Annotated in this window: 16 protein-coding genes; 6 read left to right on the top strand and 10 right to left on the bottom strand. The window is 65.3% G+C overall.

Annotation, left to right across the window (positions count from 1 at the left end):
* Window positions 1-27: 27 nt before the first annotated feature.
* The 6 genes from XH80_RS31425 to hpaR form a co-directional block, all read right to left on the bottom strand.
* The gene (locus XH80_RS31425; RefSeq protein WP_271601937.1) at window positions 28-3297 is read right to left on the bottom strand and encodes a transglutaminase family protein; all 3270 of its coding nucleotides are present in this window, start codon (window positions 3295-3297) and stop codon (window positions 28-30) included.
* 211 nt (window positions 3298-3508) lie between these two features.
* Window positions 3509-4813 (bottom strand): methyl-accepting chemotaxis protein, encoded by a 1305-nt coding sequence (locus XH80_RS31420; RefSeq protein WP_271601936.1) that lies wholly within the window; start codon window positions 4811-4813, stop codon window positions 3509-3511.
* A complete protein-coding gene (locus XH80_RS31415) occupies window positions 4791-5312 on the bottom strand; it encodes a PAS domain-containing protein (RefSeq protein WP_271601935.1) in 522 nt (173 codons plus the stop codon). Before XH80_RS31415 ends, XH80_RS31420 begins: the two co-directional genes overlap by 23 nt.
* 174 nt (window positions 5313-5486) lie before the next feature.
* Window positions 5487-7010, bottom strand: coding sequence for a UxaA family hydrolase (locus XH80_RS31410; RefSeq protein ID WP_271601934.1), 1524 nt, complete (start codon window positions 7008-7010; stop codon window positions 5487-5489).
* A gap of 95 nt (window positions 7011-7105) precedes the next feature.
* The gene (locus XH80_RS31405) at window positions 7106-7882 is read right to left on the bottom strand and encodes an HpcH/HpaI aldolase family protein (protein WP_271601933.1); all 777 of its coding nucleotides are present in this window, start codon (window positions 7880-7882) and stop codon (window positions 7106-7108) included.
* 179 nt (window positions 7883-8061) lie between these two features.
* Entirely contained in the window at window positions 8062-8580 is a 519-nt protein-coding gene (gene hpaR / locus XH80_RS31400; protein ID WP_057752966.1) for a homoprotocatechuate degradation operon regulator HpaR, read from the bottom strand.
* A 111-nt stretch (window positions 8581-8691) separates the two neighbouring features.
* Here hpaR and hpaH point away from each other — a divergent pair, with 111 nt between their 5' ends.
* The 6 genes from hpaH to XH80_RS31370 all read left to right on the top strand — a co-directional run bounded on the left by hpaH (window position 8692) and on the right by XH80_RS31370 (window position 15085).
* On the top strand, window positions 8692-9498 hold the full coding sequence (gene hpaH / locus XH80_RS31395; RefSeq protein WP_271601932.1) for a 2-oxo-hept-4-ene-1,7-dioate hydratase: 807 nt from the start codon (window positions 8692-8694) through the stop codon (window positions 9496-9498).
* A gap of 24 nt (window positions 9499-9522) precedes the next feature.
* The gene (locus XH80_RS31390) at window positions 9523-9921 is read left to right on the top strand and encodes a 5-carboxymethyl-2-hydroxymuconate Delta-isomerase (RefSeq protein ID WP_271601931.1); all 399 of its coding nucleotides are present in this window, start codon (window positions 9523-9525) and stop codon (window positions 9919-9921) included.
* Window positions 9914-11452, top strand: coding sequence for a 5-carboxymethyl-2-hydroxymuconate semialdehyde dehydrogenase (hpaE, locus tag XH80_RS31385; protein ID WP_271601930.1), 1539 nt, complete (start codon window positions 9914-9916; stop codon window positions 11450-11452). The genes XH80_RS31390 and hpaE overlap by 8 nt, the downstream gene beginning before the upstream one ends.
* Window positions 11453-11576: 124 nt before the next feature.
* Window positions 11577-12560: a 3,4-dihydroxyphenylacetate 2,3-dioxygenase gene (gene hpaD / locus XH80_RS31380; protein ID WP_271601929.1), complete on the top strand. Its 984-nt coding sequence runs from the start codon at window positions 11577-11579 to the stop codon at window positions 12558-12560.
* 3 nt (window positions 12561-12563) lie between these two features.
* Window positions 12564-13433, top strand: a complete 870-nt coding sequence (locus XH80_RS31375; protein ID WP_271601928.1) for a fumarylacetoacetate hydrolase family protein — start codon at window positions 12564-12566, stop codon at window positions 13431-13433.
* Between the two features lie 26 nt (window positions 13434-13459).
* Complete coding sequence (locus tag XH80_RS31370) at window positions 13460-15085, top strand: thiamine pyrophosphate-dependent enzyme (protein ID WP_271601927.1); 1626 nt, start codon at window positions 13460-13462, stop codon at window positions 15083-15085.
* Between the two features lie 89 nt (window positions 15086-15174).
* Here the strand turns inward: XH80_RS31370 and alkB are convergent, their stop codons facing one another.
* The 4 genes from alkB to XH80_RS31350 form a co-directional block, all read right to left on the bottom strand.
* Window positions 15175-15828 (bottom strand): DNA oxidative demethylase AlkB, encoded by a 654-nt coding sequence (gene alkB / locus XH80_RS31365; protein WP_271601926.1) that lies wholly within the window; start codon window positions 15826-15828, stop codon window positions 15175-15177.
* Between the two features lie 9 nt (window positions 15829-15837).
* Window positions 15838-16587, bottom strand: coding sequence for a 2OG-Fe(II) oxygenase (locus tag XH80_RS31360; protein WP_271601925.1), 750 nt, complete (start codon window positions 16585-16587; stop codon window positions 15838-15840).
* Between the two features lie 280 nt (window positions 16588-16867).
* Window positions 16868-17554 carry a DUF2848 domain-containing protein gene (locus tag XH80_RS31355; protein ID WP_271601924.1) on the bottom strand — a complete coding sequence of 229 codons (687 nt, stop codon included), beginning with the start codon at window positions 17552-17554 and terminating at the stop codon, window positions 16868-16870.
* Window positions 17547-18896, bottom strand: coding sequence for an amidase (locus tag XH80_RS31350; protein WP_271601923.1), 1350 nt, complete (start codon window positions 18894-18896; stop codon window positions 17547-17549). Before XH80_RS31350 ends, XH80_RS31355 begins: the two co-directional genes overlap by 8 nt.
* Between the last annotated feature and the right edge of the window lie 17 nt (window positions 18897-18913).

Below are 18913 nucleotides of genomic sequence, written 5' to 3'. Positions count from 1 at the left end.
GCGCCTCTCCCTGCCCAACCATCATACTCATTGCAGGAGCGTGGTTCGCAAGTCGAGGGTCAGGGGAAATTCACTTGTGCGTTCCTCGGGCGGCGGCTGGATCGGCCCCGGCGTATGGCCGTGGTCCTGGAAGCGCGCCAGCCGCCGCGCCTCGGCCTCGTAGGTGTTGACGGGCTTGGTCTCGTAGTTGCGGCCGCCGGGATGGGCGACGTGATAGACGCAGCCGCCGAGCGAGCGGCCGTTCCAGCTGTCGATCAGGTCAAAAGTCAGCGGCGCATGGACCGGGATGGTCGGGTGCAGGCCGGAGGCCGGCTGCCAGGCCTTGAAGCGGACGCCGGCCACGGCCTCGGCCGAGCGGCCGGTCGAGGTCATCGGCAGGCGGCGGCCGTTGCAGGTGATGATGTGGCGGCCTTCGACGAAGCCCTCGGCCTTGACCTGGAGCCGCTCGACCGACGAATCGACATAGCGCACCGTACCGCCGGCCGAGCCTTCTTCACCCAGGACGTGCCAGGGCTCCAGCGCCTGCCGCAGCTCCAACGTCACGCCGCCGTGATGGACGCGGCCGAAGCCGGGGAAGCGGAATTCGAGTTGGGCCAGATACCATTCCGGCTCGAACGCATATCCGGAGCTTTTCAGCTCGGAGAGCACATCCTGGAAATCTTCCCAGATGAAATGCGGCAGCATGAAGCGATCATGCAGTGCGGTGCCCCAGCGCACGAACTTGCCCTGTTGCGGCTCGCGCCAGAACTTTGCGATCAGCGCGCGGATCAGCAGCTGCTGCGCCAGCGACATGCGCGGATCGGGCGGCATTTCGAGCGCGCGGAATTCGACAAGGCCGAGACGTCCCGTCGGACCGTCAGGCGAATAGAGCTTGTCGATGCAGATCTCGGAGCGGTGGGTGTTACCGGTGATGTCGACGAGCAGATGCCGGAACAGCCGGTCCACCAGCCACAGCGGCACCTGATAGCCCGGCGGCGGCACGTGCGAGAGCGCGATCTCGAGCTCATAGATGCTGTCGTGGCGGGCTTCGTCGATGCGCGGCGCCTGGCTGGTCGGGCCGATGAAGAGACCCGAGAAGAAGTACGACAGCGACGGATGCCGTTGCCAATACAATACGAGGCTCTTCAAGAGATCGGGCCGGCGCAGGAAGGGCGAATCCTGCGGACTCGAGCCGCCGATCACGACGTGATTGCCGCCGCCGGTGCCGGTGTGGCGGCCGTCGAGCAGAAAACGATTGGCGCCGAGACGGACTTTGCCGGCGTCCTCATAGAGGCCCGAGGTGATCTCGACCGCGTCGCGCCAGCTCTGCGCCGGCTGGATGTTGACCTCGATCACGCCGGGGTCGGGCGTCACCTTGATGACCTCGATGCGCGGATCGAACGGCGGTGCATAGCCCTCGACATGGACCTGGAGCTGCATCTCTTCGGCGGTGGCCTCGATCGCCGCGATCAGCTCGAGATAATCCTCGATGCGCTCGACCGGCGGCATGAAGGCGCAGATCACGCCGTCGCGTACTTCGATCGACAGCGCGGTGCGGACGGGAATGGATGTGTTGAGATGCTCGGGCGCGGCGCGCGGCGGCGCTTTCGGGCGCTCCGGGAGCGTGAACACCGGCAGCTTGCCGCGCGCCTCCATCGGGTCCTGCTCGACGATGTAGGGATATTGATTGGGCGGGACATAGCCGAGCGAGCCGAGCGGCAACCGCAGGCCGAGCGGTGAATCGCCCGGCGAGAGAAACAGGTGGCCGCGCCGGAGTTGCCAGCGCTCGCTGCGCCAGCGCGGCGGCGCGTTCCAGCGCTGCACCGGCAGCACGAAGCCGCGCGGCGCGCGGAGGCCCTGGTTGAACACCCGCGCCATGCGGGCGCGCGCTTCGGGATCGGACAATTTCGAGTCGGACGGGTCAACGTTGATCGGAAGCTCGGCTTCCTTCTGGAGCCAGTAGACCGTGTCCTCATAGGCCGGAATGATGTAGCCGGGATCGAGCCCGAGCCGTGCCGCCGTGCCCTCGATGAAATCCTCGGCATCCTCGGTCTGGGCGCGCCTGGGATTCTCGATTTTAGCGATGAGGTCGGCGTTCTTCCAGATCGGCACGCCGTCCTTGCGCCAGTAGAGACCAAAGGCCCAGCGCGGCAGGCTCTCGCCCGGATACCATTTGCCCTGTCCGTAATGCAGCAGGCCGCCCGGTGCGAAGCGATTGCGCAGACGGCGGATCAGTTCGTCGCCGAGCGTGCGCTTGGTCGGACCGACGGCTTCCGTATTCCATTCCGCCGCTTCGAGATCATCGACGGACACGAAGGTCGGCTCGCCGCCCATGGTGAGCCGCACGTCCTGCGCGGCGAGATCGCCGTCGACCTGCTCGCCGAGATCATTGAGGCGCGCCCAGGAATCGTCCGAGAATGGCTTTGTGATGCGCGGCGCTTCGCGGATGCGCTTCACGCTCATGTCGAAGGAGAACTCGACCTCGGCAAAGCCGGCGCCGCCCGAGATCGGCGCGGCCGAGCGGTAATGCGGCGTGGCGGCGACGGGGATGTGCCCCTCTCCGGCCAGCATGCCCGAGGTCGCGTCAAACCCGATCCAGCCCGCGCCCGGCAGATAGACCTCGGCCCAGGCGTGCAGATCGGTGAAATCGTTCTCGACCTCGGGCGGCCCCTCGATCGGATCGATGTCGGGGCGGATCTGGATCAGATAGCCGGAGACGAAGCGGGCGGCGAGGCCGAGATGGCGAAAGGTCTGGATCAGCAGCCAGGCGGAGTCGCGGCATGAGCCGGCGCAGGAGGTGAGCGTCTCCTCCGGCGTCTGCACGCCGGGCTCCATGCGGATGATATAGCTGATCTTCTTTTGCAGCTCGCGATTGAGGTCGACCAGGAAGTTGACCGTGTTCGGCGCCTCGCGCGGGATCGAGGCCAGATATTTTGCGAAGGCCGGATCGGGCTTGATAGTCTCCAGATACGGCGCCAGTTCGGTCTTGAGATCCCTGGGATACTCGAAGGGGAAGCTGTCGGCATAGGGCTCGACGAAGAAGTCGAACGGGTTGACCGTCGTCATCTGCGCGGTGAAGTCGACCTCGAATTTCAGCTCGCTGGTCTTCTCCGGAAACACGTAGCGTGCCAGCCAGTTGCCCTGCGGGTCCTGCTGCCAGTTCACGAAATGATTGGATGGCGTGACCTTGAGCGAATAGCTCAGGATCGGCGTCCGCGTGTGCGGCGCCGGCCGCAGGCGGATGGTCTGCGGTCCCAGATCGATCGGGCGGTCGTATTTGTAGTGCGTGACGTGGTGTAATGCGACGTAGATCGACACGGGGTACGGTGCTCCAGCAGCTTTTTTGAGCAGAACACCTGACGTCAATGCGATCAAGCACTAACAACGGGCAGAGGGTGCCTATGAAGTATCCCGGTTGCCCCTCAGCCCGGATGGAGCGAAGCGTAATCCGGGGTTCTTCATCCGCGGATGGACCGCCCCGGATTGCGCTTCGCTCCATCCGGGCTACGGGAGCAAGCTAGCGGCCGCGCTACGCTGCCGAGGTCAGCCTTTGCAAAAACTGCGTCACCTCGCGCCGGAGAGTCTCGACCTCGCCATGGACGCGCTCGGAGGCGCTGTTGACGCGGGCCGCGACGCGGCCGGTGTCGGCGGCGGCCTCGCTGATGCCCGTCACATCGGAGGACATCTGCGCGGTACCGGCCGAGGCTTCCTGGACGTTGCGGGCGATCTCGCGGGTGGCGAGACCCTGCTGCTCGATCGAGGCCGCGATCGAGGCGGTGATGCCGTTGATCTCGGCGATGGTCTGTGCGATCGCCTCGACGGCCGCGACCGAGTTGGTGGTCGATTGCTGCATCTCGCCGACCTTGGCGCTGATCTCCTCGGTCGCCCTGGCGGTCTGGTTGGCGAGGCTCTTGACCTCGGAAGCCACGACCGCAAAGCCGCGGCCGGCCTCACCGGCACGCGCCGCCTCGATGGTGGCATTGAGCGCGAGCAGATTGGTCTGCGAAGCAATCTCGCTGATCAGCTTGACGACGTCGCCGATCCGCAGCGCGGCATCCGCCAGGTTTCGGATCTCGCTGCCGGCGCGGTTCGGTTCAGTCACGGCGCGGCCCGTGCTCGCGGTCGAGCCGGTGACCTGGCGGCCGATCTCGGCGATCGAGGATGCGAGCTGCTCGGCGGCACCGGCGACGGTCGCGACGTTGCGCGAGGCCTGGTCGGAGGCGCTGAGCACGCCGGAGGTCTGGCGGCTGGTCTTCTCGGCTGCGGTCGCCATCTGGCCGGCGTCGGATTCGAGATCCGTTGCCGCGCCCATCAGCGTGCCGGCGACGGCGTCGAGATGAGTACCGAACTGTCGTGCGAGATCGCCGATCTCGACCACGCGGCGGCCGAGGCTGTCGGTGCCGGAATTGATGACGGCGGCCGAACGGCGGAACGAGCCGGGCAGACCGCGCGCGAGGATCTTGCGGAAATACTTGCCTCGACTGGCATAGTCCATCGACGCCGAAGCTTCGCGGACGAAGGCGTCGGTGATGTCGAGCATGTCGTTGACCGATTTCTGGATCGATCCGATCCGGCCGGCCTGACGATCGCTCAGGATACGCGCTTCGAGATCGCCGTGCGAGGCCTTGCGGCAGACATCGGCCACCTCGTCGACGGCCACCGCCGTGCGATGCTGGCACCAGACGGCGTAGCCGAGCAGCGCGACGGTTGCGCCGAGCAAAGCCGCAGCGAAAAGTCCGGTCACGCCAAGAAGCGAGAGGACGAGCGCGACCACGGCAAAAACCCACGCGAGCGCGGCCGCTCCCTGCGCCTTAGAGAGAGAGCACAAATTCATCGTAACCGACACCCTGTTGCTTTAGGAGTCCGACCATCGCATCGAAGCTCGCATGCATGCCGTCCTTGGCATTGGCGTGCCGCGCCTCTTCGGCGCACAGCGTCTTGTAGATCGGCTTGATTCGCTCGATCTGGACGGGATCGGGCTTGCGACGGTTGGAGTGATAGCCGACAATATTGCCGCGCTCGTCGAAGGTCGGCGTGACGTGCGCGAATACCCAGTAATGGCTGCCGTCCTTCGCCAGATTGACGACATAGGCGAAGATCTCCTGCCTGGACTGCAGCGTGTCCCACAGCAGCTTGAAGACGGCGCGCGGCATCTCGGGATGGCGGATCAGGCTGTGGGGCGCGCCCATCAGCTCCGCGTAGCTGTACTTCGCCATGCGGACGAAGACGTCGTTGGCGTAAGTGATGCGGCCCTTCAGATCGGTCTTCGACACGATCAGCTCTTCCTCGCCGAGGAAACTCTCCACGCCGGTCGGTCGTATCGCACGCGTCATCTCGCCCAATCCCTCGCGAAGGGGCAGCGCCTTGAGGAGTCGAGCCCGCTTCGATTCAGGATTACGGCAGCAAATATTAATCAGCGGTGAGCACGGGAACCCGTGCGATCAAATGACGCCTACGTATGATTACGTAGCCGGCGGCCTGCTGTGTCCAGCTACCGCCGCGCGCGATCACATCGTTGCGCCAAGCACCCAGGGCGCGAACTCGGCGCCGCCGAAATCGAAGCTTTCGCTCTTGGTCGGCTGGCCGGAGGCGGTCTTCAGGATGAGATCGAAGATGCGCTCGCCGCATTGCTGGACGCTCTCCTCGCCTTCGAGGATGGTGCCACAATTGACGTCCATGTCCTCTTCCATGCGCTTGTACATCGGCGTGTTGGTGGCGAGCTTGATCGAGGGCGCCGGCTTGCAGCCGAACACGCTGCCGCGCCCGGTGGTGAAGCAGACGAGGTTGGCGCCGCCGGCGACCTGCCCCGTTGCTGCGACAGGGTCGTAGCCGGGCGTGTCCATGAAGACAAAGCCCTTCTTTGTGACGGGCTCGGCGTAGCGCAGCACCTCGACGAGGTTGGTGGTGCCGGCCTTGGCCATCGCGCCGAGCGACTTTTCCAGAATCGTGGTGAGGCCGCCGGCCTTGTTGCCGGGGCTCGGGTTGGCGTTCATCTCGGCGCCTTCCCGCGCGGTGTATTCGTCCCACCAGCGCATGAGATCGACCAGCTTCTCGCCAACCTCGCGGCTGACGGCGCGCCGCGTCAAGAGATGCTCGGCGCCATAGGTCTCGGGCGTCTCCGACAGGATCACGGTGCCGCCGTGGCGCACGATGAGGTCGCTGGCCGCACCCAGCGCCGGGTTGGCCGAGACACCGGAATAGCCGTCCGAGCCGCCGCATTGCAGCGCCACGGTGAGCTCGCTCGCGGGCACGCTCTCGCGCTTGACCTTGTTGGCGTCGGTCAGCGCCTCGCGCACGAAGGCAATGCCGGCTTCAACGGTCTTGCGGGTGCCGCCGACCTCCTGGATGTCCATCGCGCGCAGGCGGCCGGCGAGCTTCTGCTCTTCCATCAGGCCGCCGATCTGGTTCACCTCGCAGCCGAGGCCGAGCACGATGACGTGGGAGAAATTGACGTGACGCGCATAGCCGCCGAGCGTGCGGCGGAGCAGCGCGAGCGGCTCGTTCTGCGTCATGCCGCAGCCAGTCTTGTGCGTCAGGGCGACGACGCCGTCGACGTTCGGAAACTCGGCCAGCGGATTGTCGCCCGTGAAGGGATTCTTCTTGAAGACGTCGGCGACGAGGCCAGCGACATGTGCGCTGCAATTCACCGAGGTGAGGATGCCGATATAATTGCGCGTGGCGACGCGGCCGTCCGGACGGCGGATGCCTTCGAAGGTCGCGGGCAGGTCGAAATTGGGCGTCGGCTTGACGTCGGCGCAATAGGCGTAGTCCTTGGCGAAATCCCCCATGCCGATGTTCTGCACGTGCACGTGCTGACCCGGCGCGATCGCCTTCGTCGCAAAGCCGATGATCTGGCCATAGCGGATCACTGGCTCGCCCACCGCGAACGGCTTGATCGCGACCTTGTGGCCGGAGGGAATGCGCTCGACCGTGGTGACGCCGTCGGCCACCAATGTTCCCGGCGGCAGGCTGGCGCGCGCGATCAGCACGCCATCATCGGGATGCAGGCGGATGACGGGGCTGATGGTCATGGGAGTCTCCTTCGGAGGCGAGTAGCGAATGTTGAGTGGCGAATGGAAAAGGGAGCAGCCGTTCGCTACTCCCCATTCGCCATTCGCGAGACTTGTCAGGCCTTGCCGCCGGAATCCTTGCGGGTGGCGTTGACCTGCATCCTGGCGTAGGTCGTCATCATGCCGACCTCGTTCGAGAGCGTCACGAGCTTGAAGCCCATGTTGATGGCGCGTGCTGCGCCTTCGGCGCCGCTGCAATGGATCCCGGGGTTGAGGCCGCGCTTGCCGCATTCCTTGATGATCTTGTCGTAGATCGCCAGGATCTCGGGCTCGGTGCGGTCGAGCTTCGGCTCCAGGCCGTAGGAGAAGCCGAGGTCGGACGGGCCGACATAGACGCCGTCGATGCCCTCGACGTCGAGGATCGCTTCCATGTTCTCGACCGCAGTCCTGGTCTCCATCATCGGCAGCAGGATGGTGTCGGCATTGGCGGTCTTCTGGTACGAGCCCGCGGTGCCGTACATGCCGGCGCGGATCGGGCCGTTGGAACGGACTCCTTTCGGCGGATATTTCGAATAGGAAACGAGGTTCCTGGCCTCCTGCGGCGTGTTGACCATCGGGCAGATCACGCCATAGGCGCCGCCATCGAGCACCTTGCCGATGATGCCCGGCTCGTTCCAGGGCACGCGGACCATCGGGGTCACCGGGTGCTTGTCCATGGCCTGGAAGCACTGCACCATCGACAGATAGTCCTGCACGCCGTGCTGCATGTCGACGGTGACGCTGTCGAAGCCGCATTGCGCGATCATCTCAGCCGAGAAGCCGGAGGGAATGGCGAGCCACGCGTTGACCACGGCCTTGCCCGACTTCCAGATTTCCTTGACCTTGTTCGCCACGTTGCCTTCCTTCTTGTTGCTTCGACCGCTGTTTGGATCTTCGTCACCATGACGAGCGTCGCGACAGCGCGATCCTGCCTTCCGGTGCCGATTTTGGACGGATCAGCTTGGGCGGCACTTTGAGCGAAAAACGGCGGCAATGTCCATGGCTGTTGCCGCGCTGGCGCGCATATCTGGTTTCACTCCTCGGCACTTGCCTCATCGCTCGCGCCAAGCTCCGCAAGGCTCCGCTCGAGCTCTGCAAGCATCTCCTGCAATTCAGCGAGCTTGCGTGCGCCGAAGCGCCGCGTGATCTCCGCATAGATCGCTTCCGAGGATGGCGCAACGGAGGCCATCAGCTTCACGCCCTCTTTCGAGATCGAGACCATGCTGCGGCGCTGGTCGGCCTTCGCCGTCCTGCGCTCGATCAAATTGCGCGCCTCGAGATCGCGCAGGATGCGCGAGAGGCTTGGCCCCAGGAGAAAAGCGGTGCGCGCGAGTTCCGTGACCTCGGCGGCCTCGATGGCGGCGAGCGCGCGCAGGATACGCCATTGCTGCTCGGTCAGGCCATGCTCGCGCAGCGAGGGACGGAACTGCCGCATCACCGCCTCGCGCGCCCGCAGCAGCGACATCGGCAGCGAGCGCGAGAAGTCGCGCATCGGCACTTGCCGGGCGGCGGGCGCGCTTGCGCTGATCGGATCAGCCGGTCTCTTCGCCATGATACCCTTTCAGACCACCAAACGTTTGCAGTGCAGCAAGCCGGATTTGTGTTTGACGCATTCACTTAACATGTTAAGCATCTCCGGGCACCAGGTTTTGTAAGATCACGGATGGCGCTTTCCAACGACGATATCCAAGCTTGCGCGGGCCGTCTGCACCAGGCGGAGAAGACCCGCGTGCAGATCCGGCAGCTGTCGCAGGATTTCCCCGAGATCACCATCGCCGATGCCTACGCGATTCAGAGGGCATGGGTCGACATCAAGATCGCCGAGGGACGGATCGTCAAAGGCCACAAGATCGGCCTGACCTCGAAGGCGATGCAAAGCGCGCTTGACATCAACGAGCCTGATTCCGGCGTGCTGCTCGACGACATGTTCTTCGCCGATGGCGGGATCGTTCCGACCGACCGCTTCATCGCGACGCGGATCGAGGCCGAGCTCGCCTTCGTCATGAGCAAACGCTTGGCGGGGCCGGACTGCACGATGTTCGACGTGCTCAACGCCACCGACTTCGTGGTGCCGGCGCTGGAGATCCTGGACACGCGGATCGAGCGCGTCGATGCCAAGACCAAGGCAACGCGCAAGATCTACGACACCATCGCCGACAACGCGGCCAATGCCGGCATCGTGCTCGGCGGGCGGCCAATCCGTCCGCTCGAGGCTGACCTGCGCTGGATCGGTGCGCTCTGCTTCAGGAACGGCCAGCTGGAAGAGACCGGCCTTGCCGCCGGCGTGCTCAATCATCCCGCAACCGCGGTTGCCTGGCTTGCCAACAAGATCGCGCCGCTCGGCCTTGCGCTCGAGCCCGGACAGGTCGTGCTCGCCGGCTCCTTCATCCGCCCGATCGAGACCCGCAAGGGCGACACAATTCAAGCCGATTACGGTGCCTACGGCTCGGTCAGCTGCTACTTCGCTTAAGACGACCTAAGGAGTGAAACCGCCATGCCGCATTTCACGATCGAATATTCGGCCAATCTCGATGGCCGCCTCGACATCGGCGCGGTGTGCGAGGTCGTGCGCAAAGCGGCGGTCGAGACCGGTATCTTCCCGCTCGGCGGCATCCGTGTTCGCGCCATCAAATGCGAGCATTACGCGATCGCAGATGGCAGGCACGATTACGGCTTCCTCGACATGGTGCTGCGCATCGGCGAGGGCCGCGATCTGCCGACCCGCCAGAAAGCCGGCGAGCACGTCTTCCAGGCGCTCGCAAAGCATCTCGATCCGGTCTTCGCCGCCAGCAAGTTCGCTCTGTCGTTCGACATGCAGATCAACGACAAGGACACCAGCTGGAAGCGCAACAACATCCACGACGCCCTGAAAGTGGAAGCCGCCCATGGATAAGCCCGCTCCGAAAGCCGACGTATTCCAGGCCAATCGCGACCGCGTCGCGCCGCTGCTGAAGACACTCAGGGCGGACGGCATCGGTCACATGATCGACGGCAAGATCGTGCCGTCGATATCAGGCGAGACTTTTGAGACCAAGTCCCCGGTCGACGGCGCGACACTCGCAAGCGTTGCGCGCGGCAACGCCGAGGACATCGATGCCGCGGCTACCGCCGCGGCGCTTGCCTTCAAGTCCTGGCGCGACATGGGACCGGTAATGCGGCGCAAGCTGCTGCATCGCGTTGCCGATGCAATCGAGGACAATGCCGAGGACATCGCCGTCCTCGAATGCATCGACACGGGACAAGCCTATCGCTTCATGGCCAAGGCCGCGATCCGTGCCGCCGAGAACTTCCGCTTCTTCGCCGACAAATGCGCCGAGGCGCGCGACGGCCTCAACACGCCGAGCGATGAGCACTGGAACATCTCGACCCGCGTGCCGATCGGCCCGGTTGGCGTGATCACGCCGTGGAATACGCCGTTCATGCTCTCGACCTGGAAGATCGCCCCCGCGCTCGCCGCCGGCTGCACCGTCGTGCACAAGCCGGCCGAGTGGTCGCCGGTGACGGCGGCCATTCTGGCGCGGCTGGTCAAGGAAGCCGGCGTGCCCGACGGCGTGCTCAATACGGTGCACGGTTTGGGCGAAGAGGCCGGCAAGGCGCTGACCGAGCACCCCGCCATCAAGGCGATCGGCTTCGTCGGTGAGAGTGCGACGGGCTCGGCGATCATGGTGCAGGGCGCGCCGACGCTGAAGCGCGTGCATTTCGAGCTCGGCGGCAAGAACCCCGTCATCGTGTTCGACGACGCCGATCTCGACCGCGCGCTCGATGCCGTCGTGTTCATGATCTACTCGCTCAATGGCGAGCGCTGCACCTCGTCGAGCCGCCTGCTGATCCAGCAGAACATTGCCGAGAAATTCGTTGAGAAGCTGACTGCGCGCGTGAAGGCGCTGAAGGTCGGCCATCCCCTCGATCCCGCCACCGAGATCGGGCCGCTGATCCACGAGCGGCACCTCGCAAAGGTCTGCTCCTATTTCGACGTCGCGCGCCAGGACGGCGCGACCATCGCCGTCGGCGGCAAGGCTTATGACGGTCCGGGCGGCGGACATTATGTCGAGCCGACCTTGGTGACAGCCGCGCACGGCAGGATGCGCGTGGCGCAGGAGGAGGTGTTCGGCCCCTTCCTCACCGTGTTGCCGTTCAAGGACGAAGCCGACGCCATCGAGATCGCCAACGACATCCGCTATGGCCTCACCGGCTATGTCTGGACCAACAATGTCGGCCGCGCCTTGCGCGTCGCCGACGCGCTGGAAGCCGGCATGATCTGGCTGAACTCGGAGAACGTCCGCCATCTGCCGACGCCGTTCGGCGGCATGAAGGCCTCAGGCATCGGCCGCGACGGCGGCGATTACTCGTTCGACTTCTACATGGAAACCAAGCATGTCTCGCTGGCGCGGGGTACGCACAAGATTCAGAAACTGGGAATTTAGGAAACGGTACATTCCGGGTCGATGCGAAGCATCGAACGGAATCCATTCATCCACCAACTCTGCCGCGTGATGGATTCCGGGTTCGTGCTTCGCACGCCCCGGAATGACAAGAGGGGAAACGCCAATGCCCGTACCGCACCATATCTTCGAGCCGCCGTTCAACATCATCCGCTCGAGCCACGTCGTGCTCGACGTCACCGATCTGAAGCTGAGCCGCGAGTTCTACGAGATCACCGTCGGCCTGCATGTCGAGGATGCCGACGGCAACGTCGTATACCTGCGCGCCGCCGAGGAGCATCAGCACCACTCGCTGGTGCTGCGGAAAGCTGCGGCGCCGGCCTGCGCCCGGCTCGGCTTCAAGGTTGGCAATGACGGCGATCTCGACAAGGCCGCAAAGTTTCTGTCCGAAAACGGCCTCGCCCATGCCTTGGTCGATCAGCCGTTCCAGGGGCGCACGTTGCAATTCACCGATCCCTTCGGCTTCCAGATCGAGCTCTATGCCTCGATGGAGCGGCGGCCGCATCTCTTGCGCCGCTACGACCTCTACCGGGGCTGCCACCCGCAGCGGCTCGACCATTTCAACGTCTTCGCCGCCGAGGTGCAGGACACAGTCGACTTCTATGCGCGGCTCGGCTTCCGCCTCACTGAATACGCCGAGGAAGATGGGCCGAACGGCCGCATCGCCGCCGCCTGGATGCATCGCAAGGGCAACGTCCATGACTTTGCGATCACGAATGGCAAGGGCCCCCGCCTGCACCACTTCGCCTATTGGACGCCGATGGCGATGAACATCATCCATCTCTGCGACGTGATGGCTTCACAGGGCTTTGTGAAGAACATCGAGCGCGGCCCCGGGCGCCACGGCATCTCGAACGCGTTCTTCCTCTACGTCCGCGATCCCGATGGCCACCGCCTCGAGCTCTACACCAGCGATTATTTTACCGGGGATCACGACCACGAGCCGCTACGCTGGTCGCTGCGCGACCCGCGCCGCCAGACGCTGTGGGGCGCACCTGCCCCCCGCTCCTGGTTCGAACAGGGCTCGCCGTTCACCGGCCAGGCCGTACGGGAGCCGAAATTCGTCGCCGACGTGCTGGTGGCGGATTAAGCGATGAAACTCCCTCGCCTCGCTACCTATTCCGTCAAGGGTGAAACCCGCTACGGCGCCGTCCTGGAGGGCGGCATCGTCGATCTCTCGGCGCGCTACGCCAAGGACTATCCGACCCTGCGCGAGGTGATCGCCGCCGGCAAGCACGTGCCCTTCGCCGAAGAGGCCGCCAGCCGTACGCCGGTTCACGCGCTCGGCGAGATCACATGGCTGCCGCCGGTGCCCGCGCCGGAAAAGATCATCTGCATCGGGGTCAACTATCCTGACCGCAACGCCGAATACAAGGACGGCCAGGAGGCGCCGAAATATCCGAGCATGTTCATGCGCTCGCCCCGCTCCTTCGTCGGCCACGACACGCCGCTGGTGCGCCCGCGCGCGTCCGCGCAGCTCGACTATGAAGGCGAGATCGTGCTGGTGATCGGCAAGGCCGGCCGGCACATCAAGCAGAGCGCTGCGCTCGATCACGTCGCCGCGCTGACGCTCTGCAACGAAGGCTCGGTGCGCGACTGGCTGCGCCACGCAAAATTCAACGTCACGCAAGGCAAGAACTTTGATTCCAGCGGCAGCCTCGGGCCGTGGCTGGTGCCCTACATCAGGGAAGCGCAGATCGCAGACATCAGGCTGACCACGCATGTCAATGGCGAGCTGCGTCAAGACGACCGTACCAGCCGGCTGATGTTTCCGTTCCGCTATCTCATCAGCTATATCTCGACCTTCGCGACGCTGGTCCCCGGTGACATCATCGTCACGGGCACGCCGACCGGCGCGGGTGCGCGGTTCGATCCGCCGCGCTACCTGAAGCCCGGCGACGTCATCGAGGTCGCGGCCGAGGGTATCGGAGTTTTACGCAACGGCGTCGTCGACGAAGCCTAAGACAACAACACGAATGGAATGATGCAATGACCACCCTGACCGGCGGCGAAGCGATCGTAAGCGGGCTCGTCGCCCATGGCGTCGACACCGTGTTCGGCCTGCCGGGCGCGCAGGTCTACGGCCTGTTCGACGCCTTCCACCAGGCTCAGCTCAAGGTGATCGGCGCGCGGCACGAACAGGCCTGCGGCTACATGGCGTTTGGCTATGCGCGCGCGAGCGGCCGACCCGGCGTGTTCAGCGTGGTGCCCGGCCCCGGCGTGCTCAATGCCAGCGCAGCGCTGCTCACCGCCTTCGGCTGCAACGAGCCGGTGCTGTGCGTCACCGGACAAGTGCCGACGCAGTTTCTCGGCAAGGGGCGCGGCCATCTGCACGAGATGCCGGACCAGCTCGCGACCTTGCGCAGCTATGTGAAATGGGCCGATAGAATCGAAGCTTCTGCCAATGCACCGACCACGGTGGCGCGCGCCTTCCAGGAAATGATGTCCGGCCGACGCGGCCCCGCCTCGGTGGAGATGCCCTGGGATATCTTTACGCAGCGCGCGGACACCGCCGCTGCGCAGGTGCTGGAGCCCCTGCCCGCGCCGCTCCCAGACCCCGATGCGATCAAGCAGGCCGCAGCGCTCATCAAGGCCAGCAAAGCACCGATGATCTTCGTCGGCAGCGGCGCGATCGAGGCAGGCGAGGAAATCCTCGAGCTCGCCGAGATGATCGATGCGCCCGTGGTCGCCTTCCGCAGCGGCCGCGGCATCGTCTCCAATGCGCACGAGCTTGGCCTGACCATGGCCGCCGCCTACAAGCTATGGGCCAAGACGGACCTGATGATCGGCATCGGCACGCGGCTGGAATTGCCGACGATGTCGCGCTGGCCTTATCGGCCGGATGGATTGAAGAGCATCCGGATCGATATCGATCCCGTCGAGATGCGGCGCTTCATTTCGGACGCTTCCATCGTTGCCGATGCCAAGGCCGCGACCGCCGATCTCGTCGCCGCCGTCAGCAAGGTCGGCTACAGCAAGATCGCCGGCCGCCGCGGGGCGATCCGCGAGGCGACCGCGACGGCGCTGGCAGAGATCCAGCGCGTCCAGCCGCAGATGGCGTATCTCAACATTTTGCGCGAGGTGCTGCCGGCGAACGCGATCGTCACCGACGAGCTGTCGCAGTTCGGCTTCGCCTCCTGGTACGGCTTTCCGATCTACCAGCCGCGGACCTTCATCACCTCTGGCTATCAGGGCACGCTCGGTTCGGGCTTCCCGACGGCGTTAGGGGCCAAAGTCGCCAGTCCCGACACGCCGGTGGTTGCGATTACCGGCGACGGCGGCTTCATGTTCGGCGTGCAGGAGCTGGCCACCGCCGTGCAGTTCAACATCGGCGTGGTGACGCTGGTGTTCAACAACAACGCCTATGGCAATGTCCGCCGCGACCAGCGCGAACGCTTTGACGGCCGGGTGGTGGCATCCGATCTGGTCAATCCTGACTTCGTCAAGCTGGCGGAGTCCTTTGGCGTGGCATCCGCGCGCGTCACGGCGCCGGACCAGTTCAAGTCCGCGATGGAGAAGGCGCTCGCCCATCGCGGGCCGTATCTGATCTCGATCGAGGTGACCAGGGATTCGGAAGTCAGCCCGTGGGCGTTCATTCACCCGCAGAAGCCCTAGTCCGTCATTCCGGGGCGCGCGAAAGCGCGAACCCGGAATCTCGAGGTTCCGGATTCGATGCTTCGCATCGCTCCGGAACGACCGCTCTTTCAGCGCGTCCGGCGGAACGTCAAATTGATCCTGATACGTCCCAGCAGCCCGTGCTCGCCCTCGGCCAGCGGCGCGACGCCGTGATAGGCGAGCCGGCTCGGCCCGCCCCACACCACGACGTCGCCATGCACAAGGCGAAAGCGGCGCGGCTTGTCGGCGCGCGCCAGGCCGCCGAACAGGAAGGTCGCGGGCAGGCCGAGCGAGACCGAGACGATCGGCGCCGAATAGTCCAGCTCGTCCTTGTCCTGATGCAGTGAGAGCCGCGTGCCGGGCTCGTAGCGGTTGATCAGGCACGCGTCGGGCGCGAAGTGCTCGAAGCCGCCCTGCTCCGCCGCGCGGCGGGCGAGATCGCGAAACACCGGCGGCATCACCGGCCATGGCGCGCCGGTTCGCGGATCGATGGGATCATAGCGGTAGCCGGTGTGATCGGTGATCCAGCCGCGCTCGCCGCAATTGGTCATGGCCACCGACATCTGGTAGCCTCCGGGCGTGGTCATTCGCCGGAACGGCGACTGCACCACGATGGCGCGCACCGCTTCGATCAGCTCGCCCTCGATCGGCCTGACGAAGCCGCGCAGCAGCACGGCGCCGTCCGCGATCTCCTCGCGCGACGGTTGGGCTTCGGCAACGCTGTCGAACAGATCTGCCGTCAATGGCTCCGCTCATTTGGCATCATGGAAGATCACACCCAGCGTGTGGCGCTGGCCGGACCTGATCCGGCTGACACCGTGACGCAGATTAACGCGGTAGGTGCCGCGTGTCCCCTGCACCGGGCGATGGTGCACAGCAAAGGCAACGGCGTCGCCCTGCGTCAGTGGAACCACCTCGGCGCGGGACTGCATGCGCGGCCGCTGCTCGGTCAACACGAACTCGCCGCCGGTGAAATCACCTCCCGGCTCGGACAGCAGGATCGCGACCTGGAGCGGGAACACATGCTCGCCGTAGAGGTCCTGATGCAGGCAGTTGTAGTCGCCGGCCTCGTATTGCAGCAGCAGCGGCGTCGGGCGGACCTGCCCCGCCTCATGGCAGCGCTTCAGGAACGCGGCGTGCGAGGTCGGATAGCGGATGTCGATCCCCATCGCCTCGTTCCAGCGGTTGGCGACGCCTTGCAGATGCCTATAGAGCGCCGGGCGCAGCTCCGCGATCGGATCGGGCAGCGGATAGGAGAAATATTTGTACTCGCCGCGGCCAAAGCCGTGGCGGCCCATGACGATGCGGCTGCGGAAGTGCGCATCGTCTGGGTAGAGCGCGGCGATGGCGCGGCATTGCTCGGGCGTCAGCACGTTCTTCAGGACGGCGCAGCCATGGGAGTCGAGTTCGGCGGTGATCTGGGGCCAATCGAGGGTGTCGACATGGGTGGCGATTTCGGTCGTTTCATCGAAACCGACGGGAACACGTTTTGCGATGGCCATTGCTATCATCCTTCGTCATTCCGGGGCGCGACGCAGTCGCGAGCCCGGAATCCATTCATCCATCGGCGCTGCCGCACGATGGATTCCGGGCTCGCGGCCAAGAGGGCGCGCCCCGGAATGACGGAGAGTGTGTCGCAGGTTCGAGCAGCCGCGGCCACCCGATTTCCGATGACTATCTCGGACCGTCATTGCGAGCGGAGCGAAGCAATCCAGAATCCCTCCGTGGAACCAGTCTGGATTGCTTCGTCGCAAGGGCTCCTCGCAATGACGCGGAGAGAGTTCAGCCCCGCACCGGCAGCGCCACCACCTCGTAGCCGTGCCTGATGATCCGCTTCAGCACGGGATCCTCCAGCTCGAACTCGAACCGGTCCGCAGGGCGGATGCCGCCCTTGGCCGCAAAGGTGCCACCGAACATGGCGCAGCCGTCGGGGAACCTGCCGCCCGCGAAGCCCCGCGCGATGAGCTCGGCCACCGGCAGCATCGCGTCCAGCGTACCCTCCTGGTAGAGCACGCGCTGGCCGTTGATGGTGGCGTAGGAGCGCAGGATCATCTTGTCCCAGTGGCCGATGACATCCTCGAGCTCCCACAGCGTGGAAGCGATCGGCTTGTCGCACATCTGCTTGGACACGGTGACGCTGTAGGCCTCGACCTTGCGGTCGGTGTGATCCGAGCCGCAGCCGACGAAGATACGGCCCTGCCAGCCGACCAGCACGAACTCGACCTCGCCTGAGGAATCGCCGCCGGTGCATTCGATGCTGTCTTCCTGGGTCAGCCGGCGCGCCGAGGCGCGGTAGTAGATCGGCGTCGAGGCCGGCGGGGCGATACCCATCTCCTGCAGCTCGGCAATGTGCTTGTCGCGCGCAACAGGATCGCGGCCGGTCCATCCGGCGATGACCATCTGGTCGATCGCCAAGGTCAGCGGCGTGGTGGTGTCCAGGGCATCGATGGTGAAAGTCAGATCAAACACGAATGACGGCCTCCATGCCGGCAGCAAGTTCAAAAATACGGCGGTCCGAGCCGCCCGCTCCGGCAAGCATCAGGCCGACGGGAACCTCGCCCTCGCGATGCGCCGGCAGCGAGATGGCACAGCCGTCGATCACGTTGATCAGCGTGCAATTGCGCAGCGCGCGCAGGTTCTGCGTCGTGAACGCCTTGTCGTCGGCGAGATCTGCGATCTTCGGCGGCGTGTTGGCGGTGGTCGGGAGCACCAGCGCGTCGTAGGGTGCAATGCGGGCGTTGACGCGGGCGATCAGCGAGCGGCGCTCGTTGAGCAGATCGATGTAGTCGGCCGCGCTCTGCGCCTCGCCGCGCATGATGCGGACGTAGACGCGGGGATCATAGACGTCGCCCTTGGAGGTGATGAGATAGCGATGCCAGGCATAGCTCTCGGACGCCGCAAAGCCACCCTTGGCGTTCATCGGGCCGATGTCGTGGAATTCGGCCATCTCGATGCGCTCGATGATGGCGCCGTGATCGGCGAGCGATTTCAACGCGCGTTCGAAGGTTTCCGCGACCGGAGCGTCGAGATCGTCGAGCGCAACCGTGGTCGGCACGGCCAGCCGCATGCCCCTCACGGGACGCGGCGTGAGCGCCGTGACCGGCTCGTTGGCCAGCACCGCATCGAGAATGGCACAACAACTGACCGAGCGCGCCAAGGGGCCGATGCTGTCGAGCGAGAACGACAGCGGCACGGAGCCATCCAGCGGCACGCGGCGCTGCGTCGGCTTGTAGCCGACGATGCCGTTATAGGCCGCGGGAATGCGGCAGGAGCCGCCGGTGTCGGTGCCGAGCGCGCCATGGGCCATGCCGTCGAGCACGGAGACCGCCGCGCCCGAGGACGAGCCGCCCGGCACGTGCCCCTCGGCCCGGTTCCAGGCGCCTTTAGGTGTCCCATAATGCGGATTGATACCGATGCCGGAATAGGCGAACTCGGTCATGTTGGTGCGTCCGATCACGACAAAGCCGGCCTTGCGCAGCCGCGCGACCGCCGCCGCATCGTGCTCGGCCGGATCGGAATCGTCGAGCGCACGGGAGCCGGCGCGCGTGGTCTGTCCCTTGATGTCGAACAGATCCTTGATCGAGATCGGGATACCGGCATAGCGCGAGGGCGCCGCCTTGACCTTGCGCAGGGCATCCATGGCATCGGCGGTGGTCAGCGCGGCGTCCTTGTCGACATGGATGAAGGTGCGCTGCCCCTCGCCGGCGGGATCGGCGATCCTGGCGATGCACGCCTCGACCAGTTTTCGGGAGGTGGTACGGCCGCTTTCGAGATCGTCGGCCAGTGTGGCGAGAGTCGGGGCGTTCGGCATGTCTGGTTCGCCTGCGT

It is taken from the genome of Bradyrhizobium sp. CCBAU 45384 (assembly GCF_028128665.1).
Taxonomy (GTDB): Bacteria; Pseudomonadota; Alphaproteobacteria; order Rhizobiales; family Xanthobacteraceae; genus Bradyrhizobium; species Bradyrhizobium manausense.
Note: the sequence above shows the minus strand (reverse complement) of the source record. Positions and strands in the feature narration are given on the sequence as shown.